At 58.0% G+C, this 20198-nt stretch carries 18 protein-coding genes; 5 read left to right on the forward strand and 13 right to left on the reverse strand.

Going from position 1 to position 20198, the window contains the following annotated elements; all coding sequences use genetic code 11:
* Positions 1–6 precede the first annotated feature (6 nt).
* The 5 genes from atpD to AC2FJC_RS02125 all read right to left on the reverse strand — a co-directional run bounded on the left by atpD (position 7) and on the right by AC2FJC_RS02125 (position 5488).
* The gene (atpD, locus tag AC2FJC_RS02105; protein ID WP_108859264.1) at positions 7–1431 is read right to left on the reverse strand and encodes a F0F1 ATP synthase subunit beta; all 1425 of its coding nucleotides are present in this window, start codon (positions 1429–1431) and stop codon (positions 7–9) included.
* Between the two features lie 20 nt (positions 1432–1451).
* On the reverse strand, positions 1452–2327 hold the full coding sequence (locus tag AC2FJC_RS02110) for a F0F1 ATP synthase subunit gamma (protein WP_108859263.1): 876 nt from the start codon (positions 2325–2327) through the stop codon (positions 1452–1454).
* 15 nt (positions 2328–2342) lie between these two features.
* On the reverse strand, positions 2343–3881 hold the full coding sequence (gene atpA / locus AC2FJC_RS02115; RefSeq protein ID WP_058275507.1) for a F0F1 ATP synthase subunit alpha: 1539 nt from the start codon (positions 3879–3881) through the stop codon (positions 2343–2345).
* Positions 3882–4442 carry a F0F1 ATP synthase subunit delta gene (locus AC2FJC_RS02120; protein WP_108859262.1) on the reverse strand — a complete coding sequence of 187 codons (561 nt, stop codon included), beginning with the start codon at positions 4440–4442 and terminating at the stop codon, positions 3882–3884.
* A gap of 311 nt (positions 4443–4753) precedes the next feature.
* Entirely contained in the window at positions 4754–5488 is a 735-nt protein-coding gene (locus AC2FJC_RS02125; protein ID WP_496738220.1) for a class I SAM-dependent methyltransferase, read from the reverse strand.
* 61 nt (positions 5489–5549) lie between these two features.
* On the opposite strand from AC2FJC_RS02125, the gene gloB reads away from it, so the two are divergent.
* The 3 genes from gloB to AC2FJC_RS02140 all read left to right on the forward strand — a co-directional run bounded on the left by gloB (position 5550) and on the right by AC2FJC_RS02140 (position 9840).
* Positions 5550–6317: a hydroxyacylglutathione hydrolase gene (gene gloB, locus AC2FJC_RS02130; protein WP_496738221.1), complete on the forward strand. Its 768-nt coding sequence runs from the start codon at positions 5550–5552 to the stop codon at positions 6315–6317.
* A gap of 172 nt (positions 6318–6489) precedes the next feature.
* Positions 6490–8814, forward strand: a complete 2325-nt coding sequence (clpA, locus tag AC2FJC_RS02135; protein WP_496738222.1) for an ATP-dependent Clp protease ATP-binding subunit ClpA — start codon at positions 6490–6492, stop codon at positions 8812–8814.
* Positions 8815–8952: 138 nt separating this feature from the next.
* The gene (locus AC2FJC_RS02140) at positions 8953–9840 is read left to right on the forward strand and encodes a YHYH protein (RefSeq protein WP_496738223.1); all 888 of its coding nucleotides are present in this window, start codon (positions 8953–8955) and stop codon (positions 9838–9840) included.
* Positions 9841–9866: 26 nt separating this feature from the next.
* Here the strand turns inward: AC2FJC_RS02140 and AC2FJC_RS02145 are convergent, their stop codons facing one another.
* From AC2FJC_RS02145 to AC2FJC_RS02155, 3 genes are all read right to left on the reverse strand, one after another.
* Positions 9867–11567, reverse strand: a complete 1701-nt coding sequence (locus AC2FJC_RS02145) for a peptidoglycan -binding protein (protein WP_496738224.1) — start codon at positions 11565–11567, stop codon at positions 9867–9869.
* Between the two features lie 3 nt (positions 11568–11570).
* Positions 11571–12749: a biopolymer transporter ExbB gene (locus tag AC2FJC_RS02150; RefSeq protein ID WP_496738225.1), complete on the reverse strand. Its 1179-nt coding sequence runs from the start codon at positions 12747–12749 to the stop codon at positions 11571–11573.
* A gap of 69 nt (positions 12750–12818) precedes the next feature.
* Complete coding sequence (locus AC2FJC_RS02155) at positions 12819–13349, reverse strand: gamma-glutamylcyclotransferase (protein ID WP_496738226.1); 531 nt, start codon at positions 13347–13349, stop codon at positions 12819–12821.
* A gap of 67 nt (positions 13350–13416) precedes the next feature.
* Between AC2FJC_RS02155 and AC2FJC_RS02160 the strand changes: the two genes are divergently transcribed.
* The gene (locus tag AC2FJC_RS02160) at positions 13417–14418 is read left to right on the forward strand and encodes a DUF2125 domain-containing protein (protein WP_496738227.1); all 1002 of its coding nucleotides are present in this window, start codon (positions 13417–13419) and stop codon (positions 14416–14418) included.
* Here AC2FJC_RS02160 and AC2FJC_RS02165 read toward each other — a convergent pair.
* From AC2FJC_RS02165 to AC2FJC_RS02180, 4 genes are all read right to left on the reverse strand, one after another.
* Complete coding sequence (locus AC2FJC_RS02165) at positions 14415–15266, reverse strand: extensin-like domain-containing protein (RefSeq protein ID WP_496738228.1); 852 nt, start codon at positions 15264–15266, stop codon at positions 14415–14417. The two genes, AC2FJC_RS02160 and AC2FJC_RS02165, sit on opposite strands and share 4 nt — an antisense overlap.
* On the reverse strand, positions 15263–16183 hold the full coding sequence (locus AC2FJC_RS02170; protein WP_496738229.1) for a prephenate/arogenate dehydrogenase family protein: 921 nt from the start codon (positions 16181–16183) through the stop codon (positions 15263–15265). Before AC2FJC_RS02170 ends, AC2FJC_RS02165 begins: the two co-directional genes overlap by 4 nt.
* Positions 16180–17265, reverse strand: a complete 1086-nt coding sequence (gene hisC, locus AC2FJC_RS02175) for a histidinol-phosphate transaminase (protein ID WP_496738230.1) — start codon at positions 17263–17265, stop codon at positions 16180–16182. Before hisC ends, AC2FJC_RS02170 begins: the two co-directional genes overlap by 4 nt.
* 64 nt (positions 17266–17329) lie before the next feature.
* The gene (locus tag AC2FJC_RS02180) at positions 17330–18745 is read right to left on the reverse strand and encodes an aminotransferase class V-fold PLP-dependent enzyme (protein WP_496738231.1); all 1416 of its coding nucleotides are present in this window, start codon (positions 18743–18745) and stop codon (positions 17330–17332) included.
* Between the two features lie 103 nt (positions 18746–18848).
* On the opposite strand from AC2FJC_RS02180, the gene AC2FJC_RS02185 reads away from it, so the two are divergent.
* Positions 18849–19310 carry an Lrp/AsnC family transcriptional regulator gene (locus AC2FJC_RS02185; RefSeq protein ID WP_496738232.1) on the forward strand — a complete coding sequence of 154 codons (462 nt, stop codon included), beginning with the start codon at positions 18849–18851 and terminating at the stop codon, positions 19308–19310.
* A 128-nt stretch (positions 19311–19438) separates the two neighbouring features.
* Here the strand turns inward: AC2FJC_RS02185 and rpsD are convergent, their stop codons facing one another.
* Positions 19439–20059 (reverse strand): 30S ribosomal protein S4, encoded by a 621-nt coding sequence (rpsD, locus tag AC2FJC_RS02190; protein ID WP_058275494.1) that lies wholly within the window; start codon positions 20057–20059, stop codon positions 19439–19441.
* Positions 20060–20198 lie beyond the last annotated feature (139 nt).

The following is a 20198-nucleotide window of genomic DNA, read 5'->3' on the forward strand; positions in this document are numbered from 1 at the left end:
TGCTCCTTAGGCAGCTTCTGCGGCCATCTTCTCCGCTTTGGCGATCACGTCGTCGATGCCGCCAACCATCAGGAAGGCTGCCTCGGGCAGGTGATCGTATTCGCCAGCCACAACGGCCTTGAACGACGCGATGGTGACATCCAGAGGAACCTGAACGCCGGGCGAGCCGGTGAAGACCTGTGCCACGTCGAACGGCTGCGACATGAAGCGTTCGATCTTACGGGCACGGGCCACGGTCAGCTTGTCCTCTTCCGACAGTTCGTCCATGCCGAGGATGGCGATGATGTCCTGCAGCGACTTGTAGCGCTGGAGGATCTGCTGAACGTCGGTCGCAACCTTGTAGTGCTCTTCACCAACGATGGCCGGGTCGAGCAGACGCGAAGTCGAGTCGAGCGGGTCAACCGCCGGGTAGATACCCTTTTCCGAGATCGCACGGTTAAGAACGGTGGTCGCGTCCAAGTGAGCAAACGAAGTTGCCGGTGCAGGGTCGGTAAGGTCATCCGCAGGCACGTAGATCGCCTGAACGGATGTGATCGAGCCCGACTTGGTCGAGGTGATGCGTTCCTGCAGGGCACCCATGTCGGTGGCCAGCGTCGGCTGGTAGCCCACCGCCGAAGGAATACGACCTAGCAGAGCCGAAACCTCGGAACCCGCCTGCGTGAAGCGGAAGATGTTGTCGACGAAGAACAGAACGTCGGTACCGGACTGGTCGCGGAACTGCTCGGCCAGGGTCAGGCCGGTCAGAGCAACACGCGCACGTGCTCCCGGAGGTTCGTTCATCTGGCCGTAAACCAGGGCAACCTGCGATTCCGACAGGTTGTCAGGCTTGATGACGTTCGATTCGATCATCTCGTGGTACAGGTCGTTCCCTTCACGGGTCCGTTCACCAACACCCGCGAACACCGAGAAGCCCGAGTGCACTTTTGCGATGTTGTTGATCAGTTCCATGATCAAAACGGTTTTACCAACGCCGGCACCGCCGAACAGGCCGATCTTACCGCCTTTGGCGTAAGGGGCCAAAAGGTCAACAACCTTGATGCCTGTGACCAGAACTTCCGACTCGGTCGACTGTTCTGCGAAGGTCGGCGCAGGCTGGTGAATTGCGCGGGATTCGGTTGCCTCAACCGGGCCCTTTTCGTCGATGGGGTCGCCAACAACGTTCAGGATGCGGCCCAGGGTGGCGTTACCAACGGGAACCGAGATCGGTGCGCCCATGTCGGTTACAGCCTCGCCGCGGACCAGACCTTCGGTCGCGTCCATCGCGATGGTGCGGACAGTGTTTTCACCCAGGTGCTGAGCAACTTCCAACACCAGTCGCTTGCCGTTGTTGGTGGTTTCCAGCGCGTTCAGAATTTCAGGCAGCTGATCTTCGAAGTGCACGTCGACGACGGCCCCGATGATCTGTGTGACTTTGCCTTTTGCATTCGCCATGTTTCGTCTCCGGTTTGTCTCTACAGCGCTTCGGCGCCGGAAATAATTTCAATCAGCTCGTTGGTGATCACGGCCTGACGCGAGCGGTTGTACTGGATCGTCAACTTGTCGATCATCTCACCCGCGTTGCGTGTTGCGTTGTCCATCGCGGACATACGTGCACCCTGTTCCGAGGCTCCGTTTTCGAGCAGAGCCGAGAAGATCGCGGTCGCAACCCCCTTGGGCAGCAGATCGGCCAGAATAGCCTCTTCGCTGGGCTCGTAATCGAACACGGCATCGCTGTCGTCACCCTCTGTGTCTTCAAACGAAGCAGGGATGACCTGCTGCGCCGTCGGGATCTGGGTCACAACATTCACGAACTTCGAGTAGAAGATCGTTGCAACGTCGAACTCACCCCCGTCGAAGCGGGACAGGACGTCCTTCGCGATGTCTTGCGCGTTGGTGTAACCCAGACGCTTGACCTCGCTCAGGTCGATATGACCAACGAACAGATCGCCAAGATCACGCTTGAGCGCGTCGCGGCCTTTCTTGCCGACAGTCAGAACCTTGACCGTCTTGCCTTTCAGGCGCAGCTCTTCCGCTTTGACACGGGCCAGCTTGGCGATGCTCGAGTTGAAGCCGCCACACAGGCCGCGTTCAGCTGTCATGACAACCAGCAGATGGACATCATCACTGCCCGTACCACGGAGCAGCTTGGGGGCGCTGTCGCTGCCCCCGACCGACGCCGCCAGCCCTGCCATCACGGCATTAAACCGTTCAGCATAGGGACGCGAGGCTTCGGCAGATTCCTGGGCGCGGCGCAATTTTGCGGCCGCGACCATCTGCATGGCCTTGGTGATCTTGCGGGTCGATTTGACCGACTCGATCCTGTTTTTAAGGTCCTTAAGATTTGGCATGTGCCCGCCTCTCCCTTAAGCGAAGGTTGCGGCGTATTCGTCCAGCGCAGCCTTGATCTTGTCGGAAGCGTCGCCCTTGATCTTGGGATCTTCGTCGGTGATCCACTGAAGCAGGTCGGCGTGCTTGCCGCGCAGGTGCGCCAGCAGGCCAGCTTCGTAACGGCCAACATCGGACACGTCGATCTTGTCGAGGTAACCGTTGGTGCCGGCGAAGATGACGCAGACGATTTCAGCGTTGGTCAGTGGCGAGTATTGCGGCTGTTTCATCAGCTCGGTCAGACGCGCACCACGGTTCAGCAACTGCTGGGTCGCGGCGTCAAGGTCGGAACCAAACTGCGCAAACGCAGCCATTTCGCGGTACTGAGCCAGTTCCAGCTTAACCGGACCGGCAACCGACTTCATCGAGTTGGTCTGAGCCGAAGAGCCCACACGCGAAACCGACAGACCGGTGTTCACAGCAGGACGGATGCCCTGATAGAACAGTTCGGTTTCCAGGAAGATCTGGCCGTCGGTGATCGAGATCACGTTGGTCGGAATAAACGCCGAAACGTCACCACCTTGCGTTTCGATAACCGGCAGAGCGGTCAGCGAGCCAGCACCGAAGTCTTCGTTCAGCTTCGCCGAACGCTCCAGCAGGCGGGAGTGGAGATAGAAAACGTCGCCAGGATAAGCTTCACGTCCGGGCGGACGACGCAGCAGCAGCGACATCTGACGATAGGACACAGCCTGTTTCGACAGGTCATCATAGATGATCAGTGCGTGGCGGCCATTGTCGCGGAAGAATTCGGCCATTGCGGTTGCGGCATAGGGTGCCAGGAACTGCATCGGCGCCGGGTCGGACGCGGTTGCGGCCACAACGATCGAGTAGTCAATCGCACCGGACTCCTCCAGTTTCTTCACCAGCTGCGCAACGGTCGAACGCTTTTGGCCGATCGCAACGTAAACGCAGTACAGCTTCTTCGACTCGTCGTCGCCTGCTGCATCGTTGTAAGTTTTCTGGTTCAGGATCGCGTCCAGAGCAACGGCAGTTTTACCGGTCTGACGGTCACCAATGATCAGCTCACGCTGGCCACGACCAATCGGGATCATCGCGTCAACCGATTTCAGGCCGGTTGCCATCGGCTCGTGAACCGATTTACGCGGGATGATGCCAGGTGCTTTGACGTCAGCAACGCCACGCTCGGTGGATTCGATGGGGCCTTTGCCGTCCAGCGGGTTACCCAGACCGTCAACAACACGACCCAGCAGACCGTTACCAATCGGAACGTCCACGATCGAGTTGGTGCGCTTGACGATGTCACCTTCTTTGATGTCACGGTCAGAACCGAAGATAACAACACCAACGTTGTCGCTTTCCAGGTTCAGCGCCATGCCCATGATGCCGCCGGGGAATTCGACCATCTCACCCGCTTGCACATTGTCCAGACCGTATACGCGGGCAATCCCGTCACCGACGCTCAGCACGCGACCGATTTCGGCCACTTCGGCTTCCTGACCAAAATTCTTGATCTGGTCCTTCAGGATTGCAGAAATCTCTGCAGCTTGGATTCCCATTTATCCGACCTCTTTCATTGCATTCTGTAGGGAGTTGAGCTTCGAACGGATCGAGCTATCGATCATCTTCGAGCCCACTTTAACGACAAGACCGCCAATGAGGCTTTCATCAACGGTCGCATTTATTGTCACGGTCTTGCCCACACGCTCGGACAGCGTCTTGGACAGTTTTTCCAGTTGTGTCTTGGTCAGCGCCTTCGCCGACGCAACATCTGCGGTCACTTCGCCACGTTCGTCCGCCAGCATGTCGCGCAGAACCTGCACCAACTCCGGAACGACAAATAGGCGGCGCTTTTGTGCCATCAGAGCCAGCGTGTTACGCATGATGGCGTGCAGACCCATTTTGTCAGCGATTGCGATAATAGCGCCTTCTTGTTCGGCGCGAGACACCAGAGGCGATGCGATCAGGTCGCGCAGCTCGGCGCTTTCGCCCAATGCTGCTGCCAGATCGTTGATTCCGGTTTCCAGACCTGCGAGGTCATTATTCTCTTTGGCGATCTCAAAGATCGCGGTGGCATAGCGCTTGGCGATGCCTGTGGAAATCGAAGCTGGTTCGGACACGTCCACCCTTCCGATATTTTGGGCCCCGAATTCGCGTTGCGGCAGCTACCCCGGGGGCGTGAAGAAACCCCGGCCAGACGGTCGGGGATCAAAATCAACGGGGGTCTAGCAGAGCCGAACCCAGCTAGCAATATATTATCACGGCAACAGGCTTATCCACAAAATGTTTAATTTCAAATAGTTAAGCCGGGTGCGACCCTTTTATCCGGCTTAAACGGACGAAAAATGTTACGAAAGTGGAGGTTTTTGCGATTCCTGTGTCCTATTTCCCTCAATTTTCGCAAATTGAAGTGGGAAATTGGCTGGACGGCTCACGCTGGCTTCAGCAAGCCATCGAGCGCTTTGATCGGACGACGTTCTGCATCTTTTGTGACACTTCCACTGGGCGGTCGGATGTGTTTCGTGACTTCGACCATCAGCACGCCGCCCGCCATGATTGTCGGCAGCCGTTGCCCGGTCTTTTCAATCAGGCTCGCCGACTTTAGCCAGAAACGTCTGAACGATGGCGGCAGGTAAAGAGCGGAACAATGGCTTTCCGGGTTAAAATGATGCGCCTTAAGTTGGCTCTCTAACTGCGAAGCCGTGTACGGCCGCCCAAAACCGAATGGTGTCTTATCCGTCCGCGACCACAGCCCTGCCCGGTTCGGCACAACAAAGAATGCGCGCCCCCCCGGCCCCAGCACCCGCCAGCACTCGCTCAGCAATTGGCTGGGCCGCTGCGACGTCTCAAGCCCGTGCATCACGATCAGCTTGTCAACATGGCCCGTTTCAATGGGCCACAGGGTTTCTTCGGTCAGAACCGACACATTGGGCATTCCGGCGGGCCAAGGCATGACGCCCTGCGGCCCCGGCATCAGGCCGATGACGCGACGGGCGTCCGCAAGATAAGGACGCAGCAATGGAACCGCAAAGCCGAATCCTGCAACCGTTTGCCCCTTGGCCTCGGGCCATTGCTCGATCAATCGCCCACGGATCGCCGCTTGCGCGGCACGACCCAGAGTGCTGCGATAGTAGAAGTTCCTCAAATCCTGCACATCAAGATGCATTGCAGACACCTGGTCAATCAGCTTAGCTGGGCGCAGTCTAGCAACGAAAGGGCAAAAGGCCATGCCTCTTGAGGTCGTCACCATCCCATGTCTCAGCGACAATTACGCATTTCTGGCGCGTGACGCCGCAAGCGGCAATACCGCACTGGTCGACGCGCCCGAAGCCGGGCCCATTCTGGCCGAGTTGGACAAGCGCGGCTGGACATTATCCCATGTTCTTCTAACCCATCACCATTGGGACCATGTGGATGGCCTGTCTGCCATTTTGGAAAAACACCCGGCCAAAGTTGTTGGCGCGGCTGCCGATGCGTACCGCCTGCCCCCGCTGGATCAGCAGGTCAGTGACGGCGATACGTTTGAATTCGGAAGCGAGCAGATTCGGGTGCTGGATGTGTCCGGCCATACTGTTGGCCATGTCGCCTTTTACATGCCGGACAGCGCAGTTGTTTTCACAGCAGACAGCCTCATGGCTTTGGGGTGTGGGCGCTTGTTCGAAGGCACGGCACCGCAGATGTGGGCTTCTCTCAGCAAGCTGGCCGCGCTTCCCGATGAGACAATCGTATGCTCGGGCCACGAATACACGCAATCAAACGCAAAATTCGCGTTGACCGTCGATCCAACCAATGCTGCGCTGCAAAAACGCGCTGATGATATCAACCGCGCGCGGGCTGCCGGAGAACCCACGGTTCCTTCGACGATGGCGCTGGAAAAGGCCACAAACCCGTTCTTGCGGGCCGCAGATCCGGCGATTCAGGCGCACTTGGGAATGCAAAATTCAGACCCCGCAGAAGTTTTTGCTGAAATTCGGACTAGAAAAGACAGCTTCTAGTACCCAAATTGCCTTCCTCACGGCCACGGTCACGTGAAATGTGACTGTCAAGAGCAAGAAAACCCTTGAAGCCGGGCCACGATCAACCAAACTCTAATAGTATGAGGACATGGTTGGGATGGGGTTCCGGCCGAAGCCTGCCCCTTTCGACCCAAGACAGAGGAGCACCCGCGTGCCTTCATTCTCGAGCACATTAGAACAAGCCATCCACGCGGCCTTGGCAGCTGCGAATGAACGGCGTCACGAATTTGCCACGCTAGAGCATCTGCTTCTGGCGTTACTTGAAGAACCTGACGCCATCCGCGTCATGAAGGCCTGCAGCGTCGATCTGGAAGAACTGCGCAGCACTCTGGTCGAATTCATTGACGAAGATCTATCCAATCTGGTCACGGATATCGACGGTTCCGAGGCCGTGCCAACGGCCGCTTTCCAGCGCGTCATACAACGCGCGGCGATCCACGTCCAAAGCTCGGGCCGGACCGAAGTGACCGGCGCAAACGTTCTGGTCGCCATCTTTGCCGAACGTGAAAGCAATGCCGCCTATTTCCTGCAAGAGCAGGACATGACGCGCTATGACGCGGTAAACTTCATCGCGCACGGCGTGGCCAAAGACCCTGCCTACGGCGAAAACCGCTCGGTATCCGGCGCGGATCAGGTCGAGGAAGAGGCTCAACCTGGCGTCACCGAAGGCGAACAGAAGGAAAGCGCGCTCGGGAAGTACTGCATTGACCTGAACGCTAAATCGCGCGCAGGCGATGTCGACCCGCTGATCGGCCGAGCTGATGAGGTTGAGCGTTGTATTCAGGTCCTGTGCCGTCGCCGCAAGAACAACCCACTGTTGGTTGGGGACCCGGGCGTGGGCAAGACGGCTATTGCGGAAGGCCTGGCACGTAAGATTGTTGGCGGCGAAGCGCCAGATGTACTGTCTGAGACCACAATTTATTCTCTCGACATGGGTGCTCTGCTGGCAGGTACCCGCTATCGCGGCGACTTCGAGGAACGCCTGAAGGCGGTTGTGACCGAATTGGAAGACCACCCCGACGCGGTGCTGTTCATAGATGAAATTCACACCGTGATCGGTGCCGGTGCAACGTCGGGTGGCGCGATGGATGCGTCGAACCTGCTGAAACCTGCCCTGCAGGGCGGCAAGCTGCGCACCATGGGCTCGACCACATACAAGGAATTCCGTCAGCATTTTGAAAAGGACCGCGCGCTAAGCCGCCGGTTCCAGAAGATCGACGTGAGCGAGCCTTCGGTCGAAGACAGCGTGAAAATTCTGCGCGGTCTGAAACCCTATTTCGAAGAACATCACGAGATCAAATACACCGCTGATGCCATCAAGACCGCAGTGGAACTGTCGGCCCGCTACATCAACGACCGTAAACTGCCCGACAAGGCCATCGACGTAATCGATGAGGCCGGCGCAGCGCAGCATCTGGTGGCTGAGAGCAAACGGCGCAAGACCATCGGGGTTAAGGAAATCGAGGCGGTCGTCGCCAAGATCGCCCGCATCCCGCCCAAGAACGTCACCAAGGACGATGCCGAGGTTCTGAAAGACCTCGAAGCCTCGCTGAAACGTGTGGTGTTTGGCCAGGATCTGGCAATCGAAGCGCTTTCCAGTGCGATCAAGCTGGCACGTGCCGGTCTTCGTGAGCCAGAAAAGCCTATCGGCAACTACCTGTTTGCTGGTCCTACCGGCGTGGGTAAAACCGAAGTCGCGAAACAACTGGCAGATACGCTGGGCGTGGAACTGCTTCGGTTCGACATGTCGGAATATATGGAGAAACACGCCGTCAGCCGTCTGATCGGTGCGCCTCCAGGATATGTAGGGTTTGACCAAGGTGGCCTGCTGACAGATGGCGTCGACCAGCATCCGCATTGTGTGCTGTTGCTGGACGAGATTGAGAAAGCGCACCCGGACGTGTTCAACATCCTGCTGCAGGTTATGGACCACGGTGAGCTGACCGATCACAACGGACGTACGGTGAACTTCCGCAACGTGGTGCTGATCATGACCTCAAACGCGGGTGCGCAGGAACAGGCCAAGGCTGCCATCGGCTTTGCCCGTGACCGTCGCGAGGGCGAGGATACGGCCGCAATCGAACGTATGTTCACGCCGGAATTCCGCAACCGCCTGGACGCTGTGATCTCCTTCGCGCCACTGCCGAAAGAGGTCATCCTGCAGGTGGTCGAGAAGTTCGTTCTGCAGCTCGAAGCGCAATTGCTGGATCGCAATGTGACCATCGATCTGACCCCCAAAGCCGCCGCGTGGCTGGCGGACAAAGGGTATGATGACAAGATGGGTGCTCGCCCTCTGGGTCGTGTTATTCAAGAACACATCAAGAAACCACTGGCCGAGGAGTTGCTGTTCGGCAAGCTGGCCAAGGGTGGTGTGGTCCGCGTGTCTGTCAAAAAGGGCGATTTGAACCTGGAAATTCTTGGCCCCGATCAACCGCGTATTCCGGGCGACAAACCTCCGCTTTTGACCGCGGACTAAGACCCAATTAACTCAATGAAATTGATCGCCCGGTTGCCCAGCAACCGGGCGATTTCGTTTCCGTCACAATCGAATTCGACGGAATAACCAACCCTGCGCGTTTCAATGTCACAGTTGAATCGCAAAAAGGGGATTTTCATGACCAAAACCGTCGCTGTTTGGAGCGTTGCTTTCGCTCTCTCCGCCGTTGCCGCCATTGCAACCGCCCAGCATCGATTTAGGTATCATGATGAGACGGAAACACGGCCGTTGCGCTTGCAGGCCGCAACGGTTGATCCGGGGCACAGCCACTCTGAAATCTCTGAGACCCGCAAAAGTATACGGGTCTCGGCCAACGGAATCCCCGATCACCTTGTCGGGCGCTTTCCGAACCAAGGCAACCCGCACCGCATTTCCGAGCAACGCGTCAATTTGAAAGTACCGACGAACCCGAAATCCAATCGATCCACCACCCCGCTTGAAATGGGATGGAACTTTGGTGTGTCTCTGAATGGCGTCGTGTTCGACCCGCTGGCCGCAGAGTTCTGGCAGGGCAATCCCCGCTCAGGCTGGTCATACAATGCGCTTGGGGGCGCGGTTACTTTGGGGTTCGACGAAAACTATGCGCACGTTCAACCCAATGGAAAATACCATTATCACGGCATTCCCACCGGTTTTATTGAGCTGCTGAACTATTCACCCAACCGACATTCACCGCTCATCGGATATGCGGCAGACGGCTTCCCAATCTACGCGATGACCGGCGTTGTGGATGGGAAAGTGACACAAATTAAGTCGTCCTACCGTCTGAAGAACGGCAACCGCCCCGGGGGAAACGCGCCCGACGGAAAACATGATGGCACGTTCAATGAGGACTACGCCTATGTAGCAGGCGCCGGAAATCTGGATGAATGTAACGGAGCCTTTACGGTTTCGCCTGAATATCCATCTGGAACGTATGCCTATTTCCTGACTGAAAGTTACCCGGTCATCCCGCGCTGCTTTACGGGCAAGCCCGATAGCAGCTTTCGGTTCGGTCGTCGCTAACCCGGGTTTCTTAACGAGTGTCTCGGTTACCTTTCGGTGAGTTTCAGCTCGATCCGGCGGTTTTGCGCCCGGGCCTCCGGGGTGTCTGCCGGGTTTACGGGCTGGAACTCACCAAAACCGTTTGCGGCCAATCGGCTCGGCGGGATACCCAGCGCATCGACCATGTACCGCACTACGGACAAGGCACGACCCTGACTAAGTTCCCAATTGTCGCGATAGCGCCCGGAACCGGCCAGCGGCACGTTATCAGTGTGACCATCAACGCGGATCACCCAGTTCAGGCCTTCGGGAATTTCAGCCGCCACGCTGCGCAGGATATTTGCCACCTTGGCGATGTCCTGCTGCCCGGCCGGTGACAAAACGGCCGAACCCGTGTCAAACAGGACCTCGGACGAGAACACAAAACGGTCGCCTTCGATCCGAACGCCTTCTTCATCCCCTAGGACGTCGCGCAATCTTCCAAAGAACTCTGACCGATAGCGCTGCAGGTCCTCGGCCTGCGCCGCCAATTCCTGATTTTGTCCAGACAGAGCTTCGGCCTCGGCCTCCAGCCGGGCACGCTCAGCCTCTTCCAGCAGACGCCGGCGGCGTTCTTCCGAGGCCGCGCGGGCCAAAGCTGCGTTCAGGTCCTGACCCAGGGTCTGAATTCGAATGTCCGAAGCGGCGTTGCGTTCTTCATAGTCGTCCAACAACGCCTGCAACCCGCCAAGTTGTTGGCGCAGTGCCGCCATCTGTTGGTTCAACAACGCCGTCTCTCGCTGCGCTTTTGCGGAAATCGTTTTCTCATCTGAGATCGCTTCACGGGCCAAAGCCAATAAGTTTGCACGCTCTTCGGCTAATGAGCGCTGCGATTGTGCCTCGGCCTGCGCCTCGGTCTGCGCAGCCAAAGCGGCTTGTAGTTGCGCCTGCAACTCCTCTGCGTCCAGCGCACCAAACTGGCGCTCAAGTTCGGCCCTGGCAGCTTGAGCGGCGGCAAGCAGGGTCAGCGTATCCTCAGCTTCTTTGCGCTGCGCTTCCAATGCCAGCGTCATCGCCGTCAACTCGGCATCCGCATTCTGCAGACGATTGCGCAGGTTCTCGGCAGCGGCAGCCTCGGCCAGCTTGGCGGCTTCTTCCGCGCTGAGCTGGTTTTCCAGTTCACCGATCCGAGTGGATTGCGCAGCATCGCTTTGTTCGAGATCCGCAACCAACGCCTCCAACGCTTCACGTTGGGCGGCTGCCAGCCGGGCGGCTTCGGCCTGTTCATCGATCTCCGACCGGCTTTGCGCCAGCGCGAGGTTCAGCGCCTCTTGGTCCTCCAGCAACTTGGCACGCTGGGATTCCAGTGTTGCAATTGCGCTGCGTGCCCGCTCCTGATCCGTCAAAAGTGCGGCGACCTGCGCCTCAAAATCCGTGATACGCGCCTGCGACAGCGCCAGGTCCACTTCGGCCCGCGCCAGCGTATCTTCAGTTTGCGACAGGGTCGTGTTCAACGCGCCAAGACGGGCCTCCAGGCGGTTATTTTCACGCTCCTCCAATCCCAACGCCCCGGCCAGCGCTGCGACTTCATCCGACAGAGCAGTCAGTTCGTCTTCTTGCCCGGAAATGGTTTCGCGCAACACGAACTGCACCACCATAAAGATGGTCAGAACAAAGGTCAGCACCATCAGCAACCCAGTGATCGCGTCAACAAAACCCGGCCAAACCGAGCCCTGAAAACGCTGACCTGTGCGGCGGGACAGAGCCATGGATTACTCTCCTTCCGGAGCGGTGCGAACGGCGCCTCGGGGCAATGTCAGGGCTTTGACAAGCAGTTCGATATCCTTGCGCAATTCGCTCATGCTTTCCTGGCGACCGGCCGAGATTTCTTCGAGGATGCGCAATAGTTGAACGTCCATCGACCGCAGACGCATCCGGCTTTCGGCGTCAATTCCATCCCCTGTACCCTGATCACGCATGTGATCCAGAAGGGCGTCCTGCCCAAGGGCCACGCGTTCCAATGCGGCTGTCACCCCTTCGGATTCAGACTGTCGCACGTTCATCTCACCAATCGCGTCGATCAGTTGACCCAGTTTGACCGACACGGCAGCACGATCAGCCTCTTGCCCCGAAAACAGGTCCTGCAGTGCATCCATCTGTTCGGACATCGCGTCCAGAACTGGGGTCAGAACCGCAAGCTCTGCGCCACCCTCATCTGCAGCCGCAAAACCAACGCGGGTGATTGAGGACAACCATTCCTCAAGCTCGCGGTAGAACCGGTTCTGGCCGTGACCTGCGAACAGTTCCAGCAAACCGACGATCAGAGACCCGGCAAGGCCCAAAAGGGACGACCCAAATGCCACGCCCATTCCTTGTAGCTGGGCCTCAAGCCCCACCATCAGGCGGTTGAATACGGCCAGCCCTTCTTCGCCCTCTTGCGGGTTCAGGCTGCGGATCGTGTCGACAATGGCTGGGACGGTGGTCGCCAGGCCAAAGAATGTGCCCAAAAGGCCCAGATAAATCAGAACATTGGTAATATAGCGTGTGATCTCACGCTCTTCCTCGACGCGTTCCGCGACCGAATCCAGAATCGACCGGGTCGAACTGGAGCTGATCTGCGATCGTGCACCGCGTTCGCGCAGCAATGAGGCTAAAGGAGCCAGCAATTGCGGCGTGCGCGCGTCTTCGCGGACAACGCCGCCAACAAAAGCCTCAATCCAGCGCACCGACCCAATCAGCTGTGTCACCTGAAAGAAACAGGCGAAAACGCCGATTATGAAAACCAGGATGATAAAGCCATTGAGGTACGGGTTGGCCTGAAATACCGGCAACACATAAGGCAGCGCCATAAAGACGCCCAAGCCTGCCAGACCAATTGCGACCAACATCATCACAATTTGACGGATGGGATGCGAGAATTGGGGTCTCGCGCCCTGATGTGCCTGCGCCATGCGCGTATTTCCCGGTTCTTGCCTGCTCTGGCGTGAATCTAGCCAAAATCCGCCGGGTACGCCAAGGATTTATGCGGTAATGCTGCGCACCCGTTGCGCTAACCACTCAAGATCGGGATCGCGCAGGTCGATCTCGGCCAGATGTACAGCAGTATTATACAGGTATTCCGTGTTCGGACCGCGCCCGCCAACTGCGTGTGCTATGATCTGCGCCTGCTCTTCCAATGGCATACCGCCACAATATTGGACGTGATCCGCGTCGATCACATAGGTCACCGCGGTGACGACTTCGCCATTGTTCAAATGCACATCAAGGTTTTTCTCGACATAGGCTGACGAAATCAGCTCACGCTCGCGCAACTCATGCAAGGTGCGCTCTTCATGGCCGGCCTCGACCGAAAGTGCCAAGCCAGTGCAATTGGCATCGGCCTGTTCATCCAGTGCCAGCACAAGGCCGGGGTGTTCTTCGGTGCCGCGATGGTGGATCGAGCTCATGCAGAACGACCGGGCGTATCCATGCAATGTGGCGTGTTCGCTGCGGGCGACCGGAAAGCCCGGATTCCACAGCAGTGATCCATATCCAAAAACCCACATCGTCATAGCTCTGGTCCTTGCCCGTTTCGGCCTATAAACATCAAATTCAACGCGGGAAAAAGGGCCAACTGCCATGCGCGGTCTAATACGAGTAGTCATTTTCTTAACGGTTATCTGGAGCGCCTATTGGTTCGTTGCCGGATTCGGATTGCGCAACGCAATCACCGCCTGGTTCGACAATCAGCAGGAACAAGGCTGGCAGGCGGACTTTTCCGATGTTTCAACAGCCGGGTATCCGTTTCGTCACGTTACGCGCCTGAACAGTCCTGCTCTGGCAGACCCGGTCAACGGCACCGCGTGGAGCGCGGATTGGATTGAGTTCCAAAGTCCTGCGATCTGGCCCGGGCGCCAGGTGCTGCGCTTTGCCGACACGCCCCAGCGCCTGTCCTATTTTGATCAGACTGCGACCATTGAAGCCAGCGATCTGCAAGCCGAGCTACAGCTGCAACCCGGTGTGGCGCTGGAGCTGGAAAAAATGGCTTTGACCGCGGGTTCATGGTTGATCACCGATGATGCCGAAGCGCTGGCTGGCGGCGATACGCTGACATTGGTTATGGAACAGACCTCTATTCCGGTAACCTATGCCATCGGCGCTCGAATAGACGGGTTTACCCCGGGAGATGGTCTGCGCGATTTGATGCGGTCTGCGACCACGTTGCCGCAGGCGTTTGAGACGCTCGAACTGGACATGACGGCCACGTTCAACAAACCGTGGGATCGTACGGCTCTTGAACAGGGTAGACCACAGCCGGTGAAGATTGACCTGAACCTGGCCGAGATGAAATGGGGCGCTTTGCGTTTGTTTGCGGCGGGTGAGCTCGACATTGACCACCAGGGCATCCCAACGGGCGAGATTGCGGTCAAAGCTGAAAACTGGCGCGACATGATTGCCATGGCCAATGCCGCAGGCGCCCTGCCCGATCAGGCCGTTGATCCTGTGACACGAGCGCTGAATTTCATGGCCGGGTTGGGTGGAAACCCAAATGCGCTGGATCTGCAGCTTAACTTTCGGGACGGTTTCGTGGCACTTGGGCCGTTGCCGCTGGGGCCTGCGCCCCGCCTGATCTTGCGTTAACGGCAGTATGGCCCGCGACGATGGCGGGCGGTATCCAGATGGAAATGATCCCGGTGATATCGGTCGGCGTTTGGCCCTAGTACAGTGCCAAACGGCCCGCACGCTTCGCGCCAGATCTTGACCAGTTGTTTTTGGGACGGGTTCTTGCGCCACCCGTTCAGGACCGACACAACCTCTCCATCGGCCATCTTGAAAGCCGAGATATCAATTGCACGGCCTTTGCCGTGCTCGGAAATACGGGCGCCTTTACGGTTGTTTCGCGTCCGACACGCATAATGCGCGGCGACCTGCAACTGGACCACCGGCCCGCGTCTCTTGAAGGTCGGCTTGACTGCCTTTTCAACCCACTTGTTCAGCGCAACAGCCGTTCCACAATCCATCGTGGAAGGACGACTAAGCGTCACCCCCGAGATCGAGGTGATCTGCACTGCGTCCTTGATCCCACACGCCTTGATCTTACCCGGTACAGTGCCGACTGGCTTGCCCTGTATATTGATGTCGCCGCATACCGACCCCTTACGCAACTTACGCTTTTTGAACAGCGCCTCCTGCTCAAGGGCTTTGGGCCGCAGGTACGGCATCAGCGATGTGTCTGGTCCAAGCAGGGGCAGGTCTGCGGGACGGGCCGCAACCGCCAAAACCTGTGGCGACGCTGGCCGCAACTCCGGGCGTATCGTCGCCGGAGGCAGTTGAGGCAACACTGCGCTGCTGAGGACGATCTGTTGCGGGACCAGTACAGTGCCGGGCCGCGACAACGGTACTAACGAGCGTTCCAGTGAACCAGCCTGAGTCGACGCTGCGCAAAGCGCTGCAAATGCAATCAGAGTGGTTCTCCAGCCCCGTGTCATGGGTTCGTTTTCCCCCGTCCGAAATCGGGCGCATCCGTGTCTTGCCCGGCATCAATGATGCCGCGGCGGATCGCGCGTGTACGGGTGAAATAGTCGAATAGTTGCTCGCCGTCACCTGTTCTGATTGCGCGCTGCAAGGCAAACAGCTCTTCGGTAAACCGGCCAAGGATCTCTAGCGTCGCTTCCTTGTTGGTCAGGAACACGTCACGCCACATCGTCGGATCCGAGGCTGCAATGCGGGTGAAGTCCCGGAACCCCGCAGCGGAATACTTGATAACTTCGGTATCGGTGACCCGACGCAGATCATCCGCCACGCCAACCATTGTGTAGGCGATCAAGTGCGGCGCGTGCGATGTCACGGCCAGAACCAGATCATGGTGATCCGCGTCCATTTCATCAACGTTTGAGCCCATGCCTTCCCACATCGCCCGTAGGCGGGCAATCGCGTCCGGATCAGAGCCTTCGACCGGAACCAACAGGCACCAGCGGTTGTCAAACAGCTCGGCAAATCCCGACTCCGGACCAGAATGCTCGGTCCCCGCCAACGGGTGCGCAGGTATGAAATGAACGCCATCAGGAATTTCCGGTCCAACGGCCTGAATAACGTGGTGTTTGACCGAGCCGACATCTGTCACTGTCGCCCCAGGTTTCAATGCGGGCGCAATTTCCTTTGCAACAGCCCCCATCGCGCCGACAGGGACGCAGAGCACGACAAGATCCGCTCCCTCGACCGCCTCTTGCGCGCTGTCGCAAACGCGGTCGCACAGACCGATACGGCGGGCCGTGTCACGGGTGGTCTCGGACCGGGCATAGCCGGTCACTTCGCCAGCAAGCCCGGCGCGTTTGATCGCCCAGAACATCGACGAGGCGATCAGGCCAAGACCAATCAAGGCCACACGGTCGTAAACTTGGCTCATGCGACGCCCCCTTTGAACGCGGTGATGGCCGCAACAACGCGGCGGCAGGCTTCTTCGTCGCCTACGGTGACCCGCAGGGCATTTGGCAGGTTGTAGCCCGCCACACGGCGCACGATCAAACCTTGTGTCTTCAGATAGTCGTCACACGCCTCAGCTTCTGCCCGATCGGCAAAGCGGGCGAGGATAAAGTTGGTGCAGGACGCATCCGAGGGCACGCCGATCTTGGCCAGTTCTTCCGACAGCCACACCCGCAGGCGCGCATTTTCAGCCTGACAATAGGACAGGAATTCTATGTCATTCACCGCAGCCTCTGCTGCCGCCAAAGCGGTCAAGGACAGGTTAAAGGGCTGACGCACCCGGTTCAGTACGTCGATAATCGATTGCGCAGCATAGCCCCAACCGACACGCATTCCGCCCAGACCGTACACCTTGGAAAAGGTCCGCGTCATGATCACGTTGTCAAACCGATCCACCAGCGATGCACCACCGTCGGACCCATCGACAAACTCGGCATAGGCCCCGTCGATCACCATCAGGCAGGTCTTAGGCAATGCTTCGGCCAGACGCAGCAACTCAGCCTCGGGGATCATAGTCGAGGTCGGGTTGCCCGGGTTCGTCACAAACACGATCCGGGTCTGATCGCTCACGGCGGCCAGAATGTTTTCGACATCCACGTGGCGATTGCGCTCGGCCACCATCACCGGTGTCGCGCCCGCCATGCGGGCGATGATCGGGTACATTGAAAACCCGTGCTCGGTATAGATGACCTCATCCCCCGGGCCCGCATAAGCCTGAGCGATGAACTGCAGGACTTCGTCACTGCCAACGCCGCAGATAAGTCGTGCCGGGTCCAGCGCGTGACGCTCGCCGATCGCCGCGCGCAGACTGGCGTGGTCGGTGCTGGGATAACGATGAAGCGTTGCCGCGCTATCGCGAACCGCTTCGATAGCCTTGGGGCTTGGCCCAAACGGATTTTCGTTCGAGCTGAGCTTGATCACATGCTCGATCCCGGCCACATGCGACTGACCGCCTTGATAAAGCGCGATGTCCATAATGCCGGGCTGCGGGGTGATCTTGTTCATAAGAGGCTCCGTTGTTGGAGCCTCTCATACCCGTCTCAACGCGTTGAGAAAAGCGGCAATTCCGTCACGCCGCTTTGAAGCGGGCGGTCGCCGGGTCCGCGTTGTAATAAGGGGTAAATTCCTCAGTCCGGTGGGACAGGTCATTGACGCTGTCGATGATGAACTGAACCGTCTCTTCGCTCATAAGGTACGAGAAATTCAGGCGGACCCATCCGGGTTTCTTCATCTCTTCCCCTGCGGACAATGCGGCATGCAATTCAGCGGACGTTTCACGGTCGATTTCCAGCAAGCGATGCGCATATGGCCCGGCACACGCGCAACCACCGCGCGCCTGAATGCCGTAGATGTCGCTGAGCATCCGGGTAAACAACTGCTGATGCACCGGCTGGCCAGAGTTGTCCCGCACAAGGAAAGAATAGATCGGCAAACGATGCGGGTTTTCAGTACCTAGCAAAGTCAGGTTCGAATTGTCGCCCCACCCTTTCAATGCCATTTCATTGTACCGGGCTTCGCGTTCAGCAATTTCATCCGTGCCGACGACATCCTTAACGATGAAGGCCAGCGCGGCGCGGATATCTCCGATCACATTGGGTGTTCCAGCTTCTTCCCGCGTGGCCAAATCCTCGCTGTAATCATGGCGCCAGGGCGATACAAAGCTGACAGTGCCGCCACCAGGCCAACTTGGGCAAGTGCGGCGAACTGCGTTCTGATTGACGATCAGCACACCGGACGCGCCCGGGCCGCCCGGGAATTTATGAGGCGAGACGACGATGGCGTCCTTGCGCGCATCTTCCGGCCCCATGTCCATCGGCAAATATGGTCCACCACCAGCGTAATCCCAGATCGAAACAGCGCCATGAGACTTGAGCAGCCGCGTGATCGGGTCCGGGTCTGTAATGATACCGGTTACGTTAGAGGCGGCGGAAAAAGACCCGACAATCAGATCGGAATCTGCATTGTCCACCAATGTCCGTTCAAGTGCACCGAGATCAACGCCGCCTTCGGGCGCTTCGGGAATTTCGATGACCTGCGCTTTGCTTTCCCGCCAAGGGAGGATGTTCGAATGATGCTCATACGGCCCGATCAGAACAACCGGCCGGTCAGCCCCCTCAATTCCCGTCAAACTGACCAGCCGGTTAAGACCCGCAGTGGCGCCGGACCCGGTAAAGATCACCGCGTCGTCTTCCTTTGCTCCAACAATGCGGGCTATTTCCGCGCGCGCTTCGCGGCGCAGACGGGTCATGTAAGACCCGCAATAGGAGGCCTCGGTATGGCTGTTGGCATAAAAAGGCAGCACCTCATGGGCGACAAAATCCTCTACCTGCTGCAGCGCACGACCGGAAGCGACGTAGTCCGCGTAAACCAGCGGAACGTCCCCATTCAGACCGGGGATCAGAACATTCTCTCCGATCAGCCCATCGCGCAGGGTTGAATTGCGAGTGGTGGATTGGAGGTCTGCGCGAAATTTGGACAAGGTCATGGTGAAATCTCCGTATTGCACAATCCAATATGATTGAGTATTGCCGCGGATACCTCCCCTATCTTTTGGTAGAATTTCATTTTTTTGTGTCATATGCTTCGGAATGGCTAAAAAATTAGATCAAATTGACAAACGTATCTTGCGTGAGCTTCAAACAGACGCAACGCTATCTCAGCGTGAGTTGGCTGATCGGGTCGGGCTATCGCAAAACGCCTGCTGGCGCCGATTAAAGGCTTTGAACGAAAATGGTGTCGTTACCGGATCAACCGCGCAGATCGCGCGTGAGAAACTGGGGCTAAGCCTTGTCGTCTTTGTCATGCTACGCACCCGGCATCATTCGGCGGACTGGTTGCAGGCCTTTCGCCGCCACGTCCTGACCATCCCCGAAGTGGTGGATTTCCATCGCATAGGCGGCGACTATGACTATCAATTGAAGGTCGTCACCCAGGATATGTCATCATACGATAAAGTATATCAGCGACTGATCGATAAGGTCGAACTGGACAGTGTCACATCGTATTTCGCAATGGAGGCAATCGCTGAGGGGCGCCCCTTGCCGATCTGATCCGCTCTTCGTCTGGCCAAGTTATCCCGGCGGAATCACAGCCCGCGACAATTGGGAACAGAGCCCCCCTTAAACAAAGAAAGGCCGCGCAATTGCGCGGCCTTTCGAAAATTCGATGTCGGCGACGATTAGTTCTTCGCGTAGAATTCGACAACCAGGTTCGGCTCCATGACGACCGGGTACGGCACATCGCCCAGGCCTGGTGCGCGCACGAAGGTCGCGGTCATTTTCGAGTGGTCGGCGTCGATGTAGTCAGGCACGTCACGCTCGGCCAGAGCAGCGGCTTCCAGAACTACAGCCAGTTGCTTGGACTTGTCGCGTACTTCGATTACGTCGCCTTCTTTGACACGGTAGCTAGGGATGTTGACCCGCTTGCCGTTCACTTTGACGTGGCCGTGGTTCACGAACTGACGTGCAGCAAAGACAGTTGCAACAAATTTGGCGCGGTAGACAACAGCGTCCAGACGACGCTCCAGCAGGCCGATCAGGTTTTCACCGGTGTCGCCGTTCACACGTACGGCTTCGGCATAGATGCGGCGGAATTGCTTCTCGGTCAGGTCGCCATAGTAGCCTTTCAGCTTCTGCTTGGCGCGCAGCTGCAGACCGAAGTCCGACAGTTTGCCCTTGCGGCGCTGGCCGTGCTGGCCGGGGCCGTATTCGCGACGGTTGACCGGGGATTTCGGACGACCCCAGATGTTTTCGCCCATCCGGCGGTCAATTTTGTACTTGGCAGACGTGCGTTTGGTCACGGCTGATCTCCTTCTTTAGGTCGAGGCCCGTACAGGCCACTATGAAGGGCGTTGTCCTCTTGAGGTTTCCCCCATGACAGGAATCCCCTTACGGGGCCCACCAACACCAATGAAGCCGCGCTTATATCCGCAGAACTGG

The sequence above is a fragment of the Ruegeria sp. CDSB117 genome, from assembly GCF_059611005.1.

Bases quoted from the DNA above. Each gene is read 5' to 3' on its own strand.
- atpD (WP_108859264.1), bottom strand. From the start codon at position 1,431: ATGGCGAATGCAAAAGGCAAAGTCACACAGATCATCGGGGCCGTCGTC.
- AC2FJC_RS02110 (WP_108859263.1), bottom strand. From the start codon at position 2,327: ATGCCAAATCTTAAGGACCTTAAAAACAGGATCGAGTCGGTCAAATCG.
- atpA (WP_058275507.1), bottom strand. From the start codon at position 3,881: ATGGGAATCCAAGCTGCAGAGATTTCTGCAATCCTGAAGGACCAGATC.
- AC2FJC_RS02125 (WP_496738220.1), bottom strand. From the start codon at position 5,488: ATGCATCTTGATGTGCAGGATTTGAGGAACTTCTACTATCGCAGCACT.
- gloB (WP_496738221.1), top strand. From the start codon at position 5,550: ATGCCTCTTGAGGTCGTCACCATCCCATGTCTCAGCGACAATTACGCA.
- AC2FJC_RS02140 (WP_496738223.1), top strand. From the start codon at position 8,953: ATGACCAAAACCGTCGCTGTTTGGAGCGTTGCTTTCGCTCTCTCCGCC.
- AC2FJC_RS02145 (WP_496738224.1), bottom strand. From the start codon at position 11,567: ATGGCTCTGTCCCGCCGCACAGGTCAGCGTTTTCAGGGCTCGGTTTGG.
- AC2FJC_RS02150 (WP_496738225.1), bottom strand. From the start codon at position 12,749: ATGGCGCAGGCACATCAGGGCGCGAGACCCCAATTCTCGCATCCCATC.
- AC2FJC_RS02155 (WP_496738226.1), bottom strand. From the start codon at position 13,349: ATGACGATGTGGGTTTTTGGATATGGATCACTGCTGTGGAATCCGGGC.
- AC2FJC_RS02160 (WP_496738227.1), top strand. From the start codon at position 13,417: ATGCGCGGTCTAATACGAGTAGTCATTTTCTTAACGGTTATCTGGAGC.
- AC2FJC_RS02165 (WP_496738228.1), bottom strand. From the start codon at position 15,266: ATGACACGGGGCTGGAGAACCACTCTGATTGCATTTGCAGCGCTTTGC.
- AC2FJC_RS02170 (WP_496738229.1), bottom strand. From the start codon at position 16,183: ATGAGCCAAGTTTACGACCGTGTGGCCTTGATTGGTCTTGGCCTGATC.
- hisC (WP_496738230.1), bottom strand. From the start codon at position 17,265: ATGAACAAGATCACCCCGCAGCCCGGCATTATGGACATCGCGCTTTAT.
- AC2FJC_RS02180 (WP_496738231.1), bottom strand. From the start codon at position 18,745: ATGACCTTGTCCAAATTTCGCGCAGACCTCCAATCCACCACTCGCAAT.
- AC2FJC_RS02185 (WP_496738232.1), top strand. From the start codon at position 18,849: ATGGCTAAAAAATTAGATCAAATTGACAAACGTATCTTGCGTGAGCTT.